Origin of the sequence: Conexibacter arvalis (assembly GCF_014199525.1) — a bacterium.
Taxonomy (GTDB): Bacteria; Actinomycetota; Thermoleophilia; order Solirubrobacterales; family Solirubrobacteraceae; genus Conexibacter; species Conexibacter arvalis.
Genome location: NZ_JACHNU010000001.1, coordinates 1,396,151 through 1,413,739, shown reverse-complemented (window position 1 = coordinate 1,413,739; position 17,589 = coordinate 1,396,151). Strand labels below are relative to the sequence as shown.

Sequence of the window (17,589 nt, the reverse complement as noted above, 5' to 3'; positions counted from 1 at the left end):
CGGCGCGGGGCCTGCGGAGGGCGCGCCGCCGCTATCCCAGCTCGGTCTCGCCGAGCACGATCCGCTCGGCGACGTCGGCGGAGCGTTCGATCAGCGACTCGACGTCGGCCTTCGGCTCGCGGAATCTGCCGAGCACGTAGGCGGCGACGCGGTCGGGATCGGTGCTGTCGGGCCGGTCGACGCCGATCCGGACGCGTCCGAAGTCAGCGCTGCCCAGCTCGCGCTTGAGCGACTTGAGGCCGTTGTGGCCGGCGAGGCCGCCGCCGACGCGGGCGCGGATGTCGCCGAACGGCAGATCGATCTCGTCGTGCAGCACGAGCACTCTCTCCAGCGGCACCTTGTAGGCGCCGCGGGCCGGGCCGACGGAGCGGCCCGACTCGTTCATGTAGGTCTGCGGCAGGATGACGGCGACGCGCGGCGAGACGCCTCCGCCCGCCCCGATCCGGCCGTCGGTGACGAGGCCGGCGAACTTTCTCTTCGCGCGCGGCAGCTGCCAGCGCTGCGCGAGCAGGTTCGCGACCTCGAAGCCGATGTTGTGGCGCGTCGCGGCGTACTGCGAGCCGGGGTTGCCCAGCCCGACGACGAGCCAGTCGACCGGCGACGCGCCCGCGGCGGACCGCCCCAGGCGCATCGTCGGCTACCCCTCGGAGCCCTCGCCCTCGGAGGCCGCCTCGGCCGGCTTTTCGCCCGCGACCTCGGTCTCCGTCTCGATCTCGTCCTCGGACTCGACCGACAGCCGCGGCGCGAGGACGCTGGCGAGCACCGTCTCGTCGAGGTCGTCGAGCAGCGCGACGCCCTCCGGCGGCTTCAGGTCCGACAGGTAGACGCTGTCGCCGATCGCGAGATGCGAGACGTCCAGCTCGATGACCTCGGGGATCTCGGTCGGCAGCGCCTCTATGTTGATCTCGCGCGTGACCTGCTCGAGCACGCCGCCGGTCTTGATGCCCGGCGCGTCCTCGGCGTTGATCAGCTCGACGATCGTGGTCGCGGTGATTCTCTGGGAGAGGTCGACGCGGAGCAGGTCGACGTGCAGCATGTTCCCCGACACCGGGTGGCGGTGATGGTCCTTGAGGACGACCGGGGTCTTCGCGCCATCGAGCGTCAGCTGGATGACGGCGCCGCCGTGAGCCAGGGCATTCCGCAGCTCGCGGGCGTCGACCTGGAACGGGACGGGGTCAGCGTCCCCGCCGTAGACGATGCCCGGCACGAGCCCGCTGCGACGGAGGCGGCGGACAGCGCGTGAGCCCTCGATCTCGCGGGGAGCGACGGTGAGTGTGGTCTCTTCAGCAGCCATGAGCGGCGAACAAGGGTAGAGCATTCGGACATCGCGGGCCGCGCCCTTCATGCGCCGCGTCCCAAAAGCCACCGCGGGCCGCTCCACGGCGGTACCCTGCATGCATGGGCGAAGAGACGCTGATCGTCGTCATCTTCGGAGGACTGCATCTGCTGGGCATCGGCTTCGCGATGCTGCTGCTGCTCCCGCTGCTGCGCGACGAGCGCGTCGTCTCCACCTGGGCGCCGCCGGAGGAGGACGACAGCGGCGGCGGCGGCAACGACCGCGTCACGCCGGAGCCGCCGCGCGATCCGACGCCGGGCGGCCTGCCGCTTCCCGACGCGGTTCCCGCGCGCGTGCGCCTGCGCGGCACCGTCCGCCTCGGCGACCTGACGCCGCCGCCGGCCCGCCGGCGCGAGCACGTCCCGGCGCCGGAGCGGACGCCCGAGCAGGTGCCGTAGCCGGCCGCTCGCCGCGGCGGCGAGCGCTGCCGGCGAGCGGCCCGGCCGCTATTTGCCGGCGCGGCCGCGCGGCACGTACTGGCGGGCCGAGCGGGAGCTGGTCCGCAGCACGTCGTAGGCGGGCTTGCGCGAGAAGTCGAGCCGCACGAGCCCCTTCTGGTGGATCGGCGGGGACGACCACGGGTTGCCGCCGCCCCAGCCGTTGCGGATGCGGAACTCCTGCAGCGCCCAGTAGACGCTGCCGCTGAGCCACGGCTTGCGGGCGAACGTCGCGAGGTGGTACTGCAGGAACTCTCTCTGGAACTCGTACGTGCCCTTCTCGTCGGCCGGGCCGTCGCGGTTGGCCTCGGCGCCGTACTCGGTCACGGCGAGCGCCTGACGCGGGTAGCACTTGCGCAGGTAGTCGAGGTAGGGCTCGAGCAGCTCGCGGTCGGCGATGTTGCCGTTGTAGCCCGTGTACCAGCCGAAGTAGTCGTTCATGCCGATCACGTCGATCGGGGCGTAGCCGGGCTGGCAGGCGGTCTCGGGGTGGCCGGCGAAGGCGAGGCCGACGAGCGCGCCGGGCTTCAGCTGCTTGATCAGGTCGGCGCCCGCTCTCAGGTACCAGGTCTGGTTGCGGCCCGCGTTGCTCGCCATCTCGTTGCCGACCGACCAGACCGCGACCGACGGGTGGTTGCGGTTGGCGAGCACGTCCTCTCTCAGCTCCTGCAGCGCCAGCCGTCTGAAGACGGGGCGGCCGAGGTCGGGCTCCATCAGCTGGTAGGTCGAGGGGATCTCCGACCAGATCAGCAGGCCTCTGCGATTGGCCAGCTCCTGGAAGTGCGGGTGGAGTGGGTAGTGCGCGCGCAGGAGCGTCGAGCCGGAGTCGCGCACCAGGTCGACGAGCTTGGCGCGGTCGGCGTTCGTCATCGCCGAGCCGCGCGCGATCGTGTCCTCGTGGATCGCGACGCCGCGGAAGCGGACGATCTGGCCGTTGAGCAGGAGCTGGCCGGATCTGGAGACGACGAGCGAGCGGATGCCCGTCTCGAGCGTGTAGCCGGCGACCGGCGTCGCTCTTCTCTCTCTCGGCGCCATCGCGCTCGCGGCGAGCCGCACGCGGTAGAGGTTGGGCTTCGCCGGCGACCACAGCTTCGGCCGTCTGACGGTCACTCTGCCGGCGAAGGTCGCGCTCTGGCCGGCCGGCACCGAGAGCGAGCCGAACGCGATCGCCTGTCTGCCGAAGCGGCCGGTGAGGGTCACCAGCTGGCTGGTGCGGGTGAAGTTGCGGACGGTCGCGGTCGCGTTGACGACGGCGGTCGCGCGCGACGGCGACAATCTCGGGTCGACGAAGACGTCCTGGATATCGACGCGCTCGACGCCGCGCAGGTAGACCTCGCGCTGGAGGCCGCCGTAGTTCCACCAGCCGGTCGGCGGGATCGGCTGGCTGGCGACGCCGGGCGGCATCGCGCGGCGGTTGTCGGCGCGGACGACGAGCCGGTTGACGCCGTTTCTCCTGATCCCCCTGAGGACGACCTCGAACGGCGTGTAGCCGCCGACGTGCTCGCCGAGCTTGCGGCCGTTGAGCCAGACCGTGGCGCGGAAGTTGACCGCCTCGAAGCGGGCGATCCAGGCGTCGGCTCTGGCGCCTCTTGGCAGGCGGAAGTCCTTGCGGTACCAGCCGATCGCGCCCTCGTAGGAGACCTTCGAGGTGCCGCCGACGTTCCAGACGTTCGGCGCCGTCGTGCCGAACCAGCCGCTGACGGAGGTCTGGGCGAAGAAGCGCTGGGCGACGCCGACGTCGGTCGGGTCGAAGCGGAACAGCCAGGGACCGTCGATCAGGCGGCGGCCGTCCTGGCCGTCGAGGAAGAGCGGTCTGCCGCCGGGGACGGTGACCTGCGTCGAGGGCGGCGCCGTCGACCCGACCGGCGTGATCGCGCCGCCGGGGCCGCCGCCGTCAGGCGTCTCCTCGGCACCCGCGGATGCGGGCAGCAGCGCCGCCGCGAAGGCGAGCAGCAGGACGCTCAGGATGGCAGGCAACGACTGGCGGATCCGCATCGACGCTGGTGGAGAGTACGGGAGGCACTCGACAGTTGCGGCGCGACCAGAGTGACGTCAGCAATCTGACAGACGCTCGTCGCTCGCCGCTTCCGACGACGCCGATCGGCAGGCGCTTGCCGGCGGCGCTACGGGCAGCTGCTCTCGCGGTCGATCGGGCGGCTGAGGGCGAGGACGCGGACGTCGAGGCCGCCGATCACGTCGCCGCCGCGGCGGACGCGGGCGCATTGGACGACCGTCAGGCGGGTCGGCGTCTTCCAGACGACCCGCGCGGTTCCGGTGGTGCCGCCGAGCGAGAAGTCGGTCGAGAGGTCGAGGCGGACGACCTCCAGCTCGCCCTCCGATCTCAGCCGCGCGGCGTTGCGGGCGGCCGTGGCGCGGCAGGCCGGGTCCTCGGCGCAGCCGTCGATCCGCTCGGCCAGCGCGGCGGCGTCGCCGCTGGCCTGCGCCTCCAGCACGTCGCGGATCGCGGCGCGCTCGGCGCCGTTGGCACTCAGCACGCGCGCGAGCGCGGCGCTGACGAGCAGGAACGCGACCACCGCGACCGCGATGACGAGGATCCTCCGGGAGCGGCTCATCGCCGCGCCATCATCGCCGATCGGCCGGTGGGCACGCCAGTGGGAGCGGGCGCCGCCGCCGGTCAGTGGAGCGGCGGCTCCTCGCCGCTCAGCTCGAGGAAGCGGGCGACCGACGCCTCCTGGTGGGCGAGCCGCTCCGCCAGCTCGCGCGCGTGGCCGGCCGCGGCGTCGAGGAACTCCTCCAGGCAGCGCACCGGATCGTCCGGGAGCGGGTAGATCCGCGCGAGGTCCTGCTGGGCGCAGGCGATCCCGAGCGGCGGCCGCCCCTCCGCCAGCGTCCGCGCGCCGCAGACCGGCGCGACCACGAGCTGGCGCTCGGGCGCGACGAGCGCGACCGGCAGCACGCGATGGGCCGGCAGCGGCACGTCCAGCTCGACCGAGCGCTCGATCGTGATCGTGCCGCCGGCGACGTCGCCGAGCGGCTCCCGCCAGACGTCGAGCACCGTGTCGGCGCCGACGAGCGCCTCGCGCAGCGCGGTCGCCTGCTGCAGGTACAGCTCCTGCGCCTGCTCGCGGTCGGCCGCGTCGCCGAGGTCGAGGTCGCACGGGACGCGCATCAGCTCACGCGCCGAGACGGTGGTGCCGGCGCCGTGGCGGCCGCGCGCGACGTAGGTCTGGATCGTGCCGAGGTCGCGGCGGCCGTGGAAGATGACGGTCACGACCTCGCTGAGCGGGAGGTCGCCGATCGCGAGCGAGACGGCGGCGGCGTCCGAGGCGTCCAACAGGGCCCGGCGGAGCAGCTCCTCCGCGCCGTCCTCGTGCCGTGCCCCTTCGCCGCTCATGCGACCACCTGTCCCTCGACGTTCCTCGTTTCAGCATAGTGGGCCTGTCGAGCGGGATCGAGCGGGCGGCGCATGGGTAGATTGCCGGCATGAAGCTCGCCTACAAGCCGATCGGGATCGTCGTCGGCATCATCGCCGGCCTGCTCGCACGCCGGATCTTCGACGCGATCTGGAGCAAGATCGACGACGAGGAGCCGCCGGGACCGACGACCGAGGAGGCGACCTGGACGAAGGTCGTCACCGCGGCCGGTGTCCAGGGCCTGACCTTCGCGGTCACCAAGGCGGTCGTCGATCGCGCCGGCGCCAGAGGCTTCGAGCACCTGTTCGGAGTCTGGCCCGGCGAGAAGCGGCCGGACCGCAAGTGAGCGCGGACGGGCGCGGCGACGTCGCCGCGCCCGTCCGCGTCTCGCTCAGCGGGGCGCCGCCACGAGCGCGGCGATCCGCTCCCCGGCGCCGGGCGCAGAGGCGCGCACGACGACGCCGGCGCCCGCGCCCGCCACGCCGCGGCGGGTCGTCCCCCGCCAGCCGCCGCGCCGATCGCGCCGCAGCGTCACGCGCGCCGCGCGCCCACCGGCGCCGCGCACGGTCGCGACCAGCCGCCCGCCGCGCACCGCCCGTCCCGCGGCGGTGAAGCGGGCCGAGATCGCCACCTTCGCGCCGGCCCTCGCCTGCCGCGCGGTCGCCGCCAGCCGCAGGCGCGAGCCGCTGACCGCCGCCGTCCAGGCAACCGTCGCCGCCCGTCTGCCGCCGCGCAGCCGCAGCGTCAACCGACCGCCGCGGCCGGCCATGGCGGCGAGCGAGCGCAGCGGCTGGGCGGCGGCGCTCGACCCGGCTCTGACCGCCGCCAGCACCTTGCCGCCGGGCGCGACCAGCTCGCTGGTCACGTCGGCGGGCGCGATCAGCGTCGCGCGGAGGACCGCCCCGCGCCCCGGCGACAGCGGGACGCGCAGCGTGCGCCCGGCCGCGAGCGCCGCGCGCCGCGCCGCCAGCAGCTGGGCGGAGGCGGCCCCCTTCGCGGCCGCGCCGGCGGCGGCGCGTGCGCGGCCGCTCGCGCCGGCCCCGGCCCGCTTCCGACCCGCGCGAACCGCGGCGGCAGCACCCGCGGCCGCGCGGGGCGCCCCGTCCGAGCGCGCCGCGCCCGCGCCCGGGCCGCCGAGGCCGCCCGGGCCGACGGCCAGGCGCGGTCTGACGAACCGCTCGAAGGTCGGCCGCGAGCCGGTCATGTGCGTGTGCTCGATCACGCGCCAGTCGCGGTCGGCGATCTGCCAGTACGCGCTCGACTGCTGGACGACGAGGTCGCTCGGACCGGGCACCCCGCAGGTCGAGTTGACGATCGTGCCGGCGAGGATCGAGAAGCGCACGCCCTTGCGATCGGTGACCGAGCGGTTGAACGGCCCATTCACGTAGGCCGGCGACAGCTCCAGCGTCGGGCGGCCGGAGGCGGCGGCGTAGATCAGCGTGCCGCACGGCGAGCCCATGTTCGGCGTCCCGAGCATCACGAGGTGTCTGACCCACGGCCGGCCGTCAGCCCCCTTGCCGACGTGGCGATGGACGTAGGCGCGCGCGATCAGCCCGCCCATCGAATGGGCGACGATGTCGACGTGGTCGGCGCCGAGCCGCTCGCGCAGGCCGCGAACCTCGTGCGCGAGCGCCTGGGCGTTGTCGAAGACCGAACGGGTGCCGAAGGGATCGGTGTCGAGCGTTCTGGCGGCCAGCGACAGCCAGCGCGGGCTCTGCGCTCTCAGGAAGCCGGGATAGGGCGCCCACGTCGCGGCGTCGCTGTTCCAGCCGTGGACGAGCACGACCGGCTTGGGCATCACCTTGATCTGTCTCTGCGCGCCGCCGTAGGGCGTGACGACGCCGATGTCGTGGTCGAGCGTCGCCTCGGCCGGGCCGTGCTCCCAGGCGTAGCCGTCGCTGTCCCACTCGAAGACGACCTCGACCGTCTGGCCGGGGGCGAACGCGATCGGCTCCCGCGGGCCCTCGCCGGTCAGGTCCCTTCTGTGCGTCAAGTCGCGGAACCTGACCGGCGCGGCGATCGGCTTGCTCGTCGTGTTGGTCACCTTCGCGGTGATGCGGACTCTGTTGCCGTCCCACGTGCCGTCGGCTCCGACGACCTCGACGCCGCCCCGCGGGACGTGGTGCTCGTATCTGATCTCCTCGACGCAGAGCGCGCATCTCAGCTCGATCTCGCCGGCCCCGGAGATGCTGTTGCGGCACAGCAGCGTGACGGCGTTGGGCACGTCGCAGCGCGGGTTGTCGCGCGTGAGGTCGACGGGCGTCGTCGCTCTGCTCGCCCGCGCCGGCTCGGGCGGGAGCACGTACAGCTGCGAGATCGGGTCGTCGAAGGAGGTGAAGAGGTCGAAGGTCCCCTCCTCGGGGCCGCAGCCGCCGCGCTCGGTCTCCTCGCGCTCGAGGATCGGCTCGAGCTGGAGCGCGCGGCCGGTCTCGTCGAGCGGCGCGGAGAGCGGCTCGGCGTCGAGCGCGATCTCCCACGCGCAGGAGGCGTCGACGGTCGCGACGAGCCTGCCTCTGTCGTAGACCTGCTGGGTGCGCCGGGCGGTGCCGCTGCCGATCTCGGCGCGGTGCTCCCACGCCCGGGCGATCTCCTCGATCGGTCTGACGACCGGCGCGTCGGCGTAGCGGCCCTCGACCAGCCACGCCGTCTCGAAGTCGACGTGGGCGGTGCGGGCGGCCGTCGCCTCCGCGCCTTGAAACGCCTTCACGTAGCCGGGCGTCTCCCACTCCCAGCGGTAGTCGACGTCGGCGACGCCGCGGTAGGTCAACAGGCCGCCGGTCAGGAGCGGGACGAGCGGCGCCTCGGCGGCCGCGGCCGGCGCGGCGGAGACGGCGGCGAGCGCGGGCAGCAGCGCGGCGAGGGTGGCGATCAGCGCGGCGGCCGACCGGCCGCGCCGCCGCGCTCTGGAAGTCGGTCGGAACATGCCGGCGAGCTTGGCGGCGGTGGGCCCCTGCCGCATCGGGGCGCCACCCCAGCATTTGCCCGGCGCCCGGCCGACGGGGTGCGTCGAGCGGGTCCGGTCGACGCACCCCGGCCGGCGGCGGCGCGGGCGAGTCAGGCGCCGCCGCCGCGCAGCACGAAGCCGTGCTGCGCCAGCTCGCCGAGCTGGTCCTCGAAGCGGCCGAAGTCGCGCGCCAGCAGCGCGTCGAGCGGGCGACCGGCCGGCCCCGTCGCACGCACCCAGCGACGCAGCACCGGCGACCCGGCGCGCTCCTCGGCCTCGGCCAGCAGGTCGAGCAGGATCGGCAGCTCCGGCCGATGGTCGAGCTGGCCCGACAGCAGCGTCAGCGGATCGACGGCCAGCAGCGCGCACAGCTCGTCCTCGGAGAGGCCGAGCAGCTCCATCAGGTGGGCGGCGTCGCGTGCCATGCGCGGCTGGCGGTCGGCCCTGGCGACGGTCGGAGGCGGCCTAGAACAGCTGGTTCTCGCCGCGGAAGACCTCGGAGACCGAGCCGTCCGTGAAGATCTGGCGGATCGAGCTGGTCAGCAGGTCGGCGCACGGCAGCACCGTGATGTTGTCCGGCGCGCCGTCGCCGAGCGGGATCGTGTCGGTCACGACGATCTCGTCGAAGGCGGCGGCGGCGAGGTTCTCCCACGCGTTGCCGGAGAAGACGCCGTGGGTCGCGGCGGCCAGCACGCGCGTGGCGCCGGCGTCGCGGACGGTCTGGGCGGCCGCCTTCAGCGTGCCGGCGGTGTCGATGATGTCGTCGACGATGACGGCCGTCTTGCCCTTCACGTCGCCGATCACGTAGCCGATCTCGGCGACCTGCTGGGCCGGGCGCTCCTTGTTGAGGATCGCCAGCTCGGCGCCGATCGTCGCCGCGAACTTCTTGTTCAGCTTCACCCGGCCGGCGTCCGGCGAGACGACGACGAGGTCCTCGAGGCTCTGGTCGGCGAAGTATCTGGTCAGCATCCACATCGCGGTCATGTGGTCGCACGGCTTCTGGAAGAAGCCCTGGATCTGGCCCGAGTGGAGGTCCATCGTGAGGATGCGGTCGATCCCCGCCGTCTCCAGCATCCGCGCGACGAGCCGGGCCGAGATCGGCTCGCGCGGAGCCGACTTCTTGTCCTGGCGCGAGTAGCCGTACCAGGGGCAGACGGCGACGACGCGGTGGGCCGAGCCGCCGACGGCGGCGTCGACCATCATCAGCAGCTCCATCAGCGCGTCGTTGGCGGAGAGGCCGGTGCGCGGGTTGCCGCAGATCGGCTGGACGAGGAAGACGTCGGCGCCGCGGATCGACTCGTCGTAGCGGCAGTAGACCTCGCCGTTGGAGAAGGTCTTCAGCGTCACGCCGCCGAGCTCGACGCCGAGCTTGCCGGCGATGTCGGCGCCGAGCTGCTGGTGCGCGCGGCCGCTGAACAGCATCAGCTGCTTGCCGTAGCCGATCTCGAGGTGGCTGTCGGGGTTCTCCCGAGGAACGGCCGAGCTCATCTCGTGCACGAGTCTACGCCCTGCGGACGACGGTGCCGGGGTCACGACTTGCGGGGCCACTGTTCCTCGATCTCCTTGTTGCTCTTGCGCTCGTTGTACCGCTCGACGGTGTGCTGGCGCGACCGGGCGATCCCGAGCGCTCCGTCCGGCACGTCCTGCGTGATGACCGACCCTGCGGCCGTCCACGCGTCGTCGCCGACCGTCACCGGTGCGACGAATGCCGTGTCGACGCCGCCCTTCACACGCGCCCCGATCACGGTGCGGTGCTTTCTGGCGCCGTCGTAGTTCGCCGTGATCGTGCCGGCTCCGAGGTTCGAGCCCGGCCCGATGTCGGCGTCGCCGATGTAGGACAGGTGCGGGACCTTCGTGCCCGCGCCGACGTCCGAGTTCTTGACCTCGACGAACGTGCCGACCTTCGCGCCCTCGCGCAGCAGCGCCCCCGGGCGCAGATAGGCGTACGGTCCGACGCTCCCGCCGTCGTGGACGGTGGCGGAGGTCAGGTAGGAGTGAGGAACGGTGACCCCGTCGCCGAGCGTCGTGTCGATCAGCGTCGTCTGCGGCCCGATCCGGCAGCCGCCGCCGACGCGCGTGGCGCCGTGCAGCGTGCAGAACGGCTCGACGACGGTGTCGGCGCCGATCTCGACGCCGGCGTCGATCACCGTCGAGCCGGGGTCGACGATCGTCACGCCGGCCGCCATCAGCCGCGCGTGGATCCGCCGCTGGGCCTCGGCGCGCACCCTCGCGAGGTCGCCGCGGTCGTTGACGCCGAGCGCGATCGCGGGATCGTCGACCAGGTGGGCCGCGACCGTGCGGCCTCTCGCGCGCAGGATCGGCAGCACGTCGGGCAGGTACAGCTCGCCCTGCGCGTTGTCGCAGCCGACCTCGCCGAGCGCGTCGAGCAGGTCGCCGCCGGCGAAGGCGTAGACGCCGCCGTTGATCTCGCGGATCTCGAGCTCCTGCGGCGTCGCGTCGCCGGGCTTCTTCGTCTCGACGACGCGCTCGACGGCGCCGTCGGCGCCGCGCACGACGCGGCCGTAGCCGGACGGGTCGGGGAGGACGGTCGTCAGCATCGTCGCCGCGGCGCCGGCGCGCTCGTGCGCCGCGACCAGCTCGCGCAGGGTCTCCCCCGTCACGAGCGGGACGTCGCCGTTGAGGACGACGACCGGCGCGGCGCGGTCGATCTCCCCGGCCGCCGCGAGGACGGCGTCAGCCGTGCCGCGCGGCTCCTGCTGGACGGCGAGGACGACCTCCTCCGGCAGCCCCGGCGCGAGCGCGCGGTCGGGACCGCCGACGACGACGACCTTCGCCGCCCCCGCCGCCCGGGCGGCATCGACCGTCCATGCGAGCAGCGGTCGGCCGCAGAGCGGGTGGAGCAGCTTCGGCGTGGCGGAGCGCATGCGCGTGCCCTGCCCCGCGGCGAGGATGACGACGACCGGCGCGGTCACAAGCGTGCATCGTAGCCGCGTCGGGCCGGGGCGCGCTGCCAGACGGCCGGAGCCGGCGTGCCGCCGCGGCCGCATACAATCGTCGTCGACCGCCTTGGGGGGTCGTCTAATGGCAAGACTCCGGCCTTTGGAGCCGGCTATCCGGGTTCGAGTCCCGGCCCCCCAGCTCTCCGCGGCGCGCCGCGCCGACCCTGTCAGCCGGCGCGCCCCGACCTGAGGCCCTCCCAGACGGCGTGCGGGCCGAGCGGCAGCCGCTCGACGCGGAAGCCGTACGGCGAGAGCGCGTCGGCGACGGCGTTGAGGACCGCCGCCGGGGTGGCGATCGAGCTGCCCTCGGCCATCCCCTTCATCCCGCCGAGCGTGCGCGGCGAGGGCGTGACGACGTGGTCGACCTCGATCGCGGAGACGTCGCTGGAGCGCGGCACGAGGTAGTCCATGTAGGTCGTCGTCAGCGGCTGGCCGTCGTCGTCGTAGACGGCGTGCTCCAGCAGCGCCGCCCCGATCCCCTGCACGAGCCCGCCGCGGACCTGGCCCTCGACGATCGTCGGGTTGAGCATCGTGCCGCAGTCCTCGACGGCGACCGTCCGCAGCAGCCGCACCGTCCCCAGCTCGACGTCGACCTCGACCTCGACGGCGATGCAGCCGTTCGAGTAGGCCGGCGGCGCGTCGTGGAAGACGCCGACGCGCAGGCCCGCGTCGCCCAGCGCCGCGCGCACGCCGGGATCGAAATGTGCGGCCCCGGCGATCCCGGCCAACGGGATCCTGGCGTCCGGCACGCCGGCGATCCCGACGAAGCCGTCCTCCAGCGCGAGCGCCTCCGGCGGCGCCTCCAGCAGCAGGCTCGCCACCCGCAGGATCCGCTCGCGCAGCAGCCGCGCCGCCTTCAGCACGGCGCCGCCGCCGAAGACCGCGCTGCGGCTGGCGTAGGTGCCCATCCCCCACGGCGAGGACTCGGTGTCGCGCTCGACGACGCGCACGTCGTCGACGCCCACGCCGAGCACCTCGGCGGCGACCTGCGCGAAGGCGGTCGCGTGGCCCTGGCCGTGGTTGCAGGTCGGCACGCCGACGGCGACCGTCCCGGTCAGGTCGACGGCCGCCCAGGCGTGGTCGTGGGACGGCATCGGGAAGCCGCTCTGCAGTTGCGCCATCGTCCCGAGCGAGGTGCCCTCGATGAACGGGCTGACGCCGATCCCGAGATGGCGGCCCTCGGCGCGGGCCGCCGCCTGGCGGGCCGGGAAGCCTCCCCAGTCGATCCGCTCCAGCGCCCGCTCCAGCGACGTCCGGTAGCTGCCGCCGTCGTACTCCTGGCCGGTGATCGACCTCGTCGGCTCGTCGCCGAGCAGATTGCGCCGCCGCAGCTCGACGCGGTCGATCCCGAGCCGCTCCGCCGCCTCGTCGAGCAGCAGCTCGCGCGCCGTCTGCGCGGCGGTGATGCCGACGCCGCGGTAGGGCGCGACCGGCGTCTTGTTCGTCAGCACGCCGAGCACGTCGTAGTCGTAGGCGGGCACGACGTAGGGCCCGGGCAGCGACTGGGCGGTGAACATCACGTCGACGAGCCCGGCCGGCGCCGAATAGGCGAAGGCGCCGGTGTCGCCGACGAACCGCCCGCGCATCGCCAGCAACCTGCCGTCGTCGGCGAAGGCCAGCTCGACCGTCAGCTTCTGCTCCTTGGAATGCGAGCCGGCCATCAGGTTCTCCTGCCGATCCTCGATCCAGCGCACCGGCCGGCCGAGCGTCAACGCCGCGTGGGCGACGCAGAGGTCCTCCGGGAAGACGAAGTCCTTCGGGCCGAACGCGCCGCCGACGTCGGGCACGACGACGCGGATGCGCGACTCCGGCAGGCCGAGCGCCAGCGCGAACAGGTAGCGCTGCTGGAAGGGCGCCTGCGAGGAGAGCCACACGGTCAGCAGGCCGTCGGGCTCGGCCTGCGCGACGACGCCGCGCGTCTCCATCGAGGAGGCGAGCTGGCGGTTGACGCGCAGCGTGCGCGCGACGACGAGGTCGGCGCCGGCGAACGCCTCCTCGGCGCCGCCGCTGCGGAACTCGCTGCGGAAGTAGACGTTCTCCGGCACGTGGTCGTGCAGCAGCGGCCCGCGCGCGATCGCGACGTCGACGTCGAGCACCGGCTCCAGCTCCTCGTAGTCGACGACGACCAGCTCGGCGGCGTCCTCGGCCGCATAGCGATCCTCGGCGATCACGGCGACGATCGGCTCGCCGACGTAGCGGACCCGGTCGGTCGCCAGCGGCGGACGCGGCGTCTTGATCGACTCGATCTCCAGCAGGTCGGCGAGCGGTCTGACCGCCGCCAGCTCCGCGGCCGTCAGCACCGCCAGCACGCCCGGCGCCGCGCGGGCCGCCTCGACGTCGACGGCGGCGATCCGCGCGTGCGCGACGGTCGAGCGGACGAAGGCCGCCTCGCAGCAGCGCGGCAGCTCGACGTCGGCGACGTAGCGGGCGGCGCCGGTGACCATCCGCCCGTCCTCGCGCCGGCGGACGCGCGCGCCGATCAGGCCCTGCGCCTCCTCACCCCGCTCGGGGGCCTGCTCGACGACGCTCATCGCTCGGCCTCCGCGCCGGAGGCCGCCGCGCCGGCGCAGATCGCCGACGCCCGCACGACCGCGCCGACGATCCCGTCGTAGCCGGTGCAGCGGCAGATGTTGCCGGAGACCAGCTCGCGCGCCTGCCCGGCGTCGAGCGGCGCGCCGGCCTCGACCGCCGGCAGCGCCGTCATCAGGAACCCCGGCGTGCAGAAGCCGCACTGAAGCGCATGCTCCTCCGAGAACGCCTGCTGCAGCGGGTGGAGCGTCCCGTCGGGCGCCGCCAGGTCCTCGACCGTCCGAACCGCCCGCCCGTCGGCCTGGACGGCCAGCATGATGCAGGAGCGGACGGCGCGGCCGTCGACATGGACCGTGCAGCTGCCGCAGACGCCGTGGGAGCAGCCGACCTTCGTGCCGGTCAGGCCGAGCTCCTCGCGCAGCACGTCGGCGAGCAGCCGGCGGTCGTCGACCTCCAGCTCGCGCCGGCTGCCGTTGACGGTCAGCGTGATCTTCACGATGCCTCCCTTCCGTTGCTCTCGGCGCGCGCCGCAGCCTCGTGCAGCGCGCGGCGCATCAGCGTCTCGGCCGCGTGCCGGCGGAACGCCGCGCTCGCGTGCAGGTCCTCGGACGGCTCCAGCTCGGCCGCCGCGGCGCGCGCCGCCTGCGCGATCGTGCGCTCGTCGGCGCGACCGCCGGCGAGCGCCTGCTCGGCGGCGCGAGCGCGCACCGGCGCCGCGCCGACGCCGATGCAGGCGACGCGCGCCTCGGTCACCGTGCCGTCGCGCATCGTCAGCTGCGCGCCGACCCCGGCGATCGCGAAGTCGCCGGCACGCCGCGCCAGCTCGTGGAAGGCAGCGCCGCTGCCGGGCGGAGCGACCGGCAGGCGCACCACCGCGAGCAGCTCGTCGGGCTCCAGCGCCGTCTCCAGGAACGAGCGGAAGAAGCCGTCGGCCGCGACCGTGCGAACCCCCCGCGGGCCGTGGACGACCAGCTCGGCGTCGAGCGCCAGCGCGACCGCCGGCAGCTCCGCCGCCGCGTCGCCGTGGGCGAGACTGCCGCAGACCGTCCCGGCGTTGCGGATCTCGCGATGGGCGATGTGCGGCAGCGCCGCCGCCAGCAGCGGGCAGGCGGCGGCGAGCGCCGCGTCGTCCTCGGCTTGCGCCTGGCGGACCGCGGCGCCCAGCTCGAAGGCGCCGTCGCGCCGCTCGATCGCGCCGAGCCCGTCGATCCGCGTCACGTCGACGAGGCGAGCGGGCGCGGCGAGCCGCAGGTTCATCAGCGGCAGGAGGCTCTGCCCACCGCCGAGCACCTTCGCGTCGTCGCCGTGCTCGGCCAGCAGGCCGACCGCCTCGGCGACCGTCGCGGGCGCGTGGTAGGTGACCGGGCTGGGCTTCACGACGCACCTCCGCGGCGAACCGCCGGCTCCGAGCCCGTCATCGCGTCGAGCGGGCTCATCGCCCCACCGCCGCGACCGGCTCCGTCAGCTGCTCGCGCCAGCGGGTCAGCTCGCGCGGCATGTCGTAGGCGACCGCACCGACGAGCCGCTCGCCGGCGTCGTAGGCGGCCGCCGCGAAGCGCCGCTCCTCGACGGCGCCCGCGACGACCTCGAAACGGGCGGCCCCGCGCAGCTCGCCGACCGTCTGCAGGCGCGCGCCGAGGTGGTCGGACCAGACCTCCGGCACCGCGGCGTGCGCGGTGTGCGGCCCGGGCCCCTCCAGCAGCGTGCGCGCCGCCGCCGCCCCCTGCTCGACGGCGTTGCCCCAGTGCTCGACGCGCGTCAGCGCGCCGCCGGTCGCGGCGTTCGGCCAGCGCGCGACGTCGCCGGCGGCGACGACCGCGACGGCGCCGACCGCCGCCAGCGAGGCGTCGCAGACGACGCCGTCCTCGAGCACGAGCCCCGAGCCCTCCAGCCAGTCGACCGCCGGCCGCGCGCCGATCGCGACGAGCGCCGCGTCGAAGGCGACCGGCGCGCCGTCGTCGAGCAGCGCGACGCGCTCGCCGCCGCGCTCCTCCACGGAGGCGACCGTCCGTCCGCTCAGCAGGCGCACGCCTGCCTCCTCCAGCAGCCCGCGACAGACGGCGCTCGCCTGCGGCCCCGCGACCGCGAGCGGCGGATCGAGCGTCACGATCGCCACCTCGCAGCCGGCCGCCGCGGCGACGGTCGCGACCTCGACGCCGACGAAGCCGGCGCCGACGATCAGCAGCCGCGCCCCCGGCCGCAGGTCGCCGCGCAGCCGCTGCGCGTCGTCGAGCGAGCGCAGCGCGTGGACGCCGGGACGGCCGGGCGCCAGCTCCGGCAGGCCGGGCAGCGTCGCCGGCCGCGCGCCGGTCGCGATCACGAGTCCGTCGAAGGCGACCTCGCGCGCCCCGGCGAGCACGACGCGGCGATCGAGGTCGAGGCCGGTCGCCGCGGTCCCGAGCAGCCACTCGACGTCGGGGGCGTCGTCGAGCGCCAGCGCGATCTCCGCCGCCGTCCGCCTGCCCGCGAGCAGCTCCTTCGACAGCGGCGGTCGGTCGTAGGGCCGATGGGGCTCGGCGCCGACCACGGTCACCTCGCCGTCGAAGCCGAGCGCGCGCAGCTCGCGGGCCGCGTGGTAGCCGGCCAGCGACGCGCCGACGACGACGATCCGCTCGCGGCCGCTCATCGCGCCGCCTCGGCGACCAGCCTGGCGCGGTCGGCCCAGCGCACGCGCGGCTCCCACCCGAGCAGCTCCCGCGCCGGCGTGCAGTCGACCAGCGCCCGCCGCGACCCGGGCTCCAGCGGCGGGCCGACCCACGGCACGTCGGGCAGGTGCTCGGCGACCAGCTCGGCGGTCGGGCGCTCGGCGGCGATCTCGTCGGCGCACAGCAGCAGCCGCGCATGGCCGGGATCCGGGCAGTCGACGGCGGCGACCGCGGCGCGGGCCACGTCGTCGACGTCGACCCACACGCCGAGGTGCCATCTCATCCCGGGCACCGGCGGCAGCTCGGGACCGGCGGCGAGCGCCGGGTAGCGGGTCGAATCGAGCACGAGCACCGGCCGCAGGCAGATCGTCGAGACGCCCGTCTCGCGCGTGAACGCCTCGCACATCTCCTCCGCCAGCCACTTCGACAGCGCGTACGGCAGCGACGGCAGGCCGCGGTGGCGGTCGTCGACGGGCAGCTGGTCGGGGTCGCGCTCGAGCATGCCGAGCGCCTTGCCCGAGGAGAGGTGGACGACGCGGCCGACGCCGTGGGCGCGCGCCGCCAGCAGCACGTTCCAGGTGCCAAGGAGGTTGACCGGCATCGTCACCGGCGCCAGCTCCCAGTCGGCGTCGTCGTCGGGGATCCCCGCCGCGTTGACGATCGCGTCGACCCCGCGCGCGGCGGCGGCGACCGCCGCCGCGTCGGTCACGTCGTCGCCGTGCGCGAGGTCGAACGGCACGACCTCGTGGCCGGCCGCCTCCAGCGCCGGTCCGATCCGCCGGCCGAGCCGCCCGCGGCTGCCCGTCAGCAGGACGACCATCAGAGGAAGATGCTGAGGTTGTAGGACTTCATCACCGTCTGGTCGAACAGGATCTGCCGCCGCTTCAGCAGCAGCCGCTCGCCGTCGCGGGCGAGCACGTCGCGGCGCTCCCCGCTGAAGAAGTCGTAGGGCAGGTCGGCGCGCGTGCGCGTGACGAGGAAGGCGCTCGTGACGTTCAGCTCCCCCTCCGCCGCGCCCCGCTCGACCAGCACGTTGGCGACGAGGTGGCGGGTGCGCGACCCCGGCTGCTCGGCCCACGCCTGCTCGGTCTGCAGCCGCCGCACGCGCGTCAGCAGCGAGTTGCGCGTCTCGGTCAGGAAGGTCATCCCGTCGACGAAGCCGGTGCCGTCCTTCGGCATCACCGACTGGCGCACCGGCATCTCGTAGACCAGCTCGTCGTGGAGCGTCTCCAGCCAGTCCTCGAAGCGGGCGTCGTCGAGCAGCTGCGCCTCGCGGTAGAGGAACAGCGCGGCACGCGAGTAGTCGTCGCTGCCGACGGGCAGCAGCTCGGCGGCGGTGGTGGTCTCGGACATCTCTGCTGCTC

Annotated in this window: 17 protein-coding genes and 1 tRNA gene; 3 read left to right on the top strand and 15 right to left on the bottom strand. The window is 74.5% G+C overall.

Annotated elements, in window-relative coordinates:
- Positions 1–31 precede the first annotated feature (31 nt).
- Together pth and BDZ31_RS06595 are read right to left on the bottom strand one after the other, a co-directional pair.
- Complete coding sequence (gene pth / locus BDZ31_RS06600) at positions 32–631, bottom strand: aminoacyl-tRNA hydrolase (protein ID WP_183340161.1); 600 nt, start codon at positions 629–631, stop codon at positions 32–34.
- Positions 632–637: 6 nt separating this feature from the next.
- Positions 638–1,294 (bottom strand): 50S ribosomal protein L25, encoded by a 657-nt coding sequence (locus BDZ31_RS06595; RefSeq protein WP_183340159.1) that lies wholly within the window; start codon positions 1,292–1,294, stop codon positions 638–640.
- A gap of 104 nt (positions 1,295–1,398) precedes the next feature.
- Here BDZ31_RS06595 and BDZ31_RS06590 point away from each other — a divergent pair, with 104 nt between their 5' ends.
- Positions 1,399–1,734, top strand: coding sequence for a hypothetical protein (locus tag BDZ31_RS06590; protein ID WP_183340157.1), 336 nt, complete (start codon positions 1,399–1,401; stop codon positions 1,732–1,734).
- A 48-nt stretch (positions 1,735–1,782) separates the two neighbouring features.
- Here BDZ31_RS06590 and BDZ31_RS06585 read toward each other — a convergent pair whose 3' ends face one another.
- From BDZ31_RS06585 to BDZ31_RS06575, 3 genes are all read right to left on the bottom strand, one after another.
- Positions 1,783–3,750 (bottom strand): glycoside hydrolase family 2 protein, encoded by a 1,968-nt coding sequence (locus tag BDZ31_RS06585; protein WP_183340155.1) that lies wholly within the window; start codon positions 3,748–3,750, stop codon positions 1,783–1,785.
- Positions 3,751–3,896: 146 nt separating this feature from the next.
- A complete protein-coding gene (locus BDZ31_RS06580) occupies positions 3,897–4,346 on the bottom strand; it encodes a hypothetical protein (RefSeq protein WP_183340153.1) in 450 nt (149 codons plus the stop codon).
- Positions 4,347–4,408: 62 nt separating this feature from the next.
- Positions 4,409–5,128, bottom strand: coding sequence for a hypothetical protein (locus tag BDZ31_RS06575; protein WP_183340151.1), 720 nt, complete (start codon positions 5,126–5,128; stop codon positions 4,409–4,411).
- Positions 5,129–5,217: 89 nt separating this feature from the next.
- Between BDZ31_RS06575 and BDZ31_RS06570 the strand changes: the two genes are divergently transcribed.
- The gene (locus tag BDZ31_RS06570) at positions 5,218–5,493 is read left to right on the top strand and encodes a DUF4235 domain-containing protein (protein ID WP_183340149.1); all 276 of its coding nucleotides are present in this window, start codon (positions 5,218–5,220) and stop codon (positions 5,491–5,493) included.
- A gap of 45 nt (positions 5,494–5,538) precedes the next feature.
- Here BDZ31_RS06570 and BDZ31_RS24480 read toward each other — a convergent pair whose 3' ends face one another.
- From BDZ31_RS24480 to glmU, 4 genes are all read right to left on the bottom strand, one after another.
- On the bottom strand, positions 5,539–8,070 hold the full coding sequence (locus tag BDZ31_RS24480; RefSeq protein ID WP_221242830.1) for an esterase/lipase family protein: 2,532 nt from the start codon (positions 8,068–8,070) through the stop codon (positions 5,539–5,541).
- A gap of 131 nt (positions 8,071–8,201) precedes the next feature.
- A complete protein-coding gene (locus BDZ31_RS06560) occupies positions 8,202–8,516 on the bottom strand; it encodes a hypothetical protein (protein WP_246344452.1) in 315 nt (104 codons plus the stop codon).
- Between the two features lie 40 nt (positions 8,517–8,556).
- Positions 8,557–9,579, bottom strand: a complete 1,023-nt coding sequence (locus tag BDZ31_RS06555) for a ribose-phosphate diphosphokinase (protein WP_221242829.1) — start codon at positions 9,577–9,579, stop codon at positions 8,557–8,559.
- Positions 9,580–9,620: 41 nt separating this feature from the next.
- The gene (gene glmU, locus BDZ31_RS06550) at positions 9,621–11,024 is read right to left on the bottom strand and encodes a bifunctional UDP-N-acetylglucosamine diphosphorylase/glucosamine-1-phosphate N-acetyltransferase GlmU (RefSeq protein WP_183340147.1); all 1,404 of its coding nucleotides are present in this window, start codon (positions 11,022–11,024) and stop codon (positions 9,621–9,623) included.
- 95 nt (positions 11,025–11,119) lie between these two features.
- Here glmU and BDZ31_RS06545 point away from each other — a divergent pair.
- A tRNA-Gln gene (locus BDZ31_RS06545) sits at positions 11,120–11,190 on the top strand.
- A 28-nt stretch (positions 11,191–11,218) separates the two neighbouring features.
- Here the strand turns inward: BDZ31_RS06545 and BDZ31_RS06540 are convergent.
- From BDZ31_RS06540 to BDZ31_RS06515, 6 genes are read right to left on the bottom strand one after another with little or no spacing between them, the layout of a single operon-like run.
- Complete coding sequence (locus BDZ31_RS06540; protein WP_183340145.1) at positions 11,219–13,582, bottom strand: xanthine dehydrogenase family protein molybdopterin-binding subunit; 2,364 nt, start codon at positions 13,580–13,582, stop codon at positions 11,219–11,221.
- A complete protein-coding gene (locus BDZ31_RS06535) occupies positions 13,579–14,076 on the bottom strand; it encodes a 2Fe-2S iron-sulfur cluster-binding protein (RefSeq protein WP_183340143.1) in 498 nt (165 codons plus the stop codon). The genes BDZ31_RS06540 and BDZ31_RS06535 overlap by 4 nt, the downstream gene beginning before the upstream one ends.
- The gene (locus tag BDZ31_RS25855; protein ID WP_183340141.1) at positions 14,073–14,957 is read right to left on the bottom strand and encodes an FAD binding domain-containing protein; all 885 of its coding nucleotides are present in this window, start codon (positions 14,955–14,957) and stop codon (positions 14,073–14,075) included. The genes BDZ31_RS06535 and BDZ31_RS25855 overlap by 4 nt, the downstream gene beginning before the upstream one ends.
- Before the next feature lie 55 nt (positions 14,958–15,012).
- Complete coding sequence (locus BDZ31_RS06525; protein ID WP_183340139.1) at positions 15,013–16,206, bottom strand: NAD(P)/FAD-dependent oxidoreductase; 1,194 nt, start codon at positions 16,204–16,206, stop codon at positions 15,013–15,015.
- Positions 16,203–17,045 (bottom strand): NAD-dependent epimerase/dehydratase family protein, encoded by an 843-nt coding sequence (locus BDZ31_RS06520; RefSeq protein ID WP_183340137.1) that lies wholly within the window; start codon positions 17,043–17,045, stop codon positions 16,203–16,205. The genes BDZ31_RS06525 and BDZ31_RS06520 overlap by 4 nt, the downstream gene beginning before the upstream one ends.
- Positions 17,045–17,578, bottom strand: a complete 534-nt coding sequence (locus tag BDZ31_RS06515; RefSeq protein WP_183340135.1) for an aromatic-ring-hydroxylating dioxygenase subunit beta — start codon at positions 17,576–17,578, stop codon at positions 17,045–17,047. The genes BDZ31_RS06520 and BDZ31_RS06515 overlap by 1 nt, the downstream gene beginning before the upstream one ends.
- Positions 17,579–17,589 lie beyond the last annotated feature (11 nt).

What these genes read in the sequence shown, in the direction of transcription:
- pth (WP_183340161.1), bottom strand. Translation starts at nt 631, where the DNA reads ATGCGCCTGGGGCGGTCCGCCGCGGGCGCGTCGCCGGTCGACTGGCTC.
- BDZ31_RS06595 (WP_183340159.1), bottom strand. Translation starts at nt 1,294, where the DNA reads ATGGCTGCTGAAGAGACCACACTCACCGTCGCTCCCCGCGAGATCGAG.
- BDZ31_RS06590 (WP_183340157.1), top strand. Translation starts at nt 1,399, where the DNA reads ATGGGCGAAGAGACGCTGATCGTCGTCATCTTCGGAGGACTGCATCTG.
- BDZ31_RS06580 (WP_183340153.1), bottom strand. Translation starts at nt 4,346, where the DNA reads ATGAGCCGCTCCCGGAGGATCCTCGTCATCGCGGTCGCGGTGGTCGCG.
- BDZ31_RS06575 (WP_183340151.1), bottom strand. Translation starts at nt 5,128, where the DNA reads ATGAGCGGCGAAGGGGCACGGCACGAGGACGGCGCGGAGGAGCTGCTC.
- BDZ31_RS06570 (WP_183340149.1), top strand. Translation starts at nt 5,218, where the DNA reads ATGAAGCTCGCCTACAAGCCGATCGGGATCGTCGTCGGCATCATCGCC.
- BDZ31_RS24480 (WP_221242830.1), bottom strand. Translation starts at nt 8,070, where the DNA reads ATGTTCCGACCGACTTCCAGAGCGCGGCGGCGCGGCCGGTCGGCCGCC.
- BDZ31_RS06560 (WP_246344452.1), bottom strand. Translation starts at nt 8,516, where the DNA reads ATGGCACGCGACGCCGCCCACCTGATGGAGCTGCTCGGCCTCTCCGAG.
- BDZ31_RS06555 (WP_221242829.1), bottom strand. Translation starts at nt 9,579, where the DNA reads ATGAGCTCGGCCGTTCCTCGGGAGAACCCCGACAGCCACCTCGAGATC.
- BDZ31_RS06540 (WP_183340145.1), bottom strand. Translation starts at nt 13,582, where the DNA reads ATGAGCGTCGTCGAGCAGGCCCCCGAGCGGGGTGAGGAGGCGCAGGGC.
- BDZ31_RS06525 (WP_183340139.1), bottom strand. Translation starts at nt 16,206, where the DNA reads ATGAGCGGCCGCGAGCGGATCGTCGTCGTCGGCGCGTCGCTGGCCGGC.
- BDZ31_RS06520 (WP_183340137.1), bottom strand. Translation starts at nt 17,045, where the DNA reads ATGGTCGTCCTGCTGACGGGCAGCCGCGGGCGGCTCGGCCGGCGGATC.
- BDZ31_RS06515 (WP_183340135.1), bottom strand. Translation starts at nt 17,578, where the DNA reads ATGTCCGAGACCACCACCGCCGCCGAGCTGCTGCCCGTCGGCAGCGAC.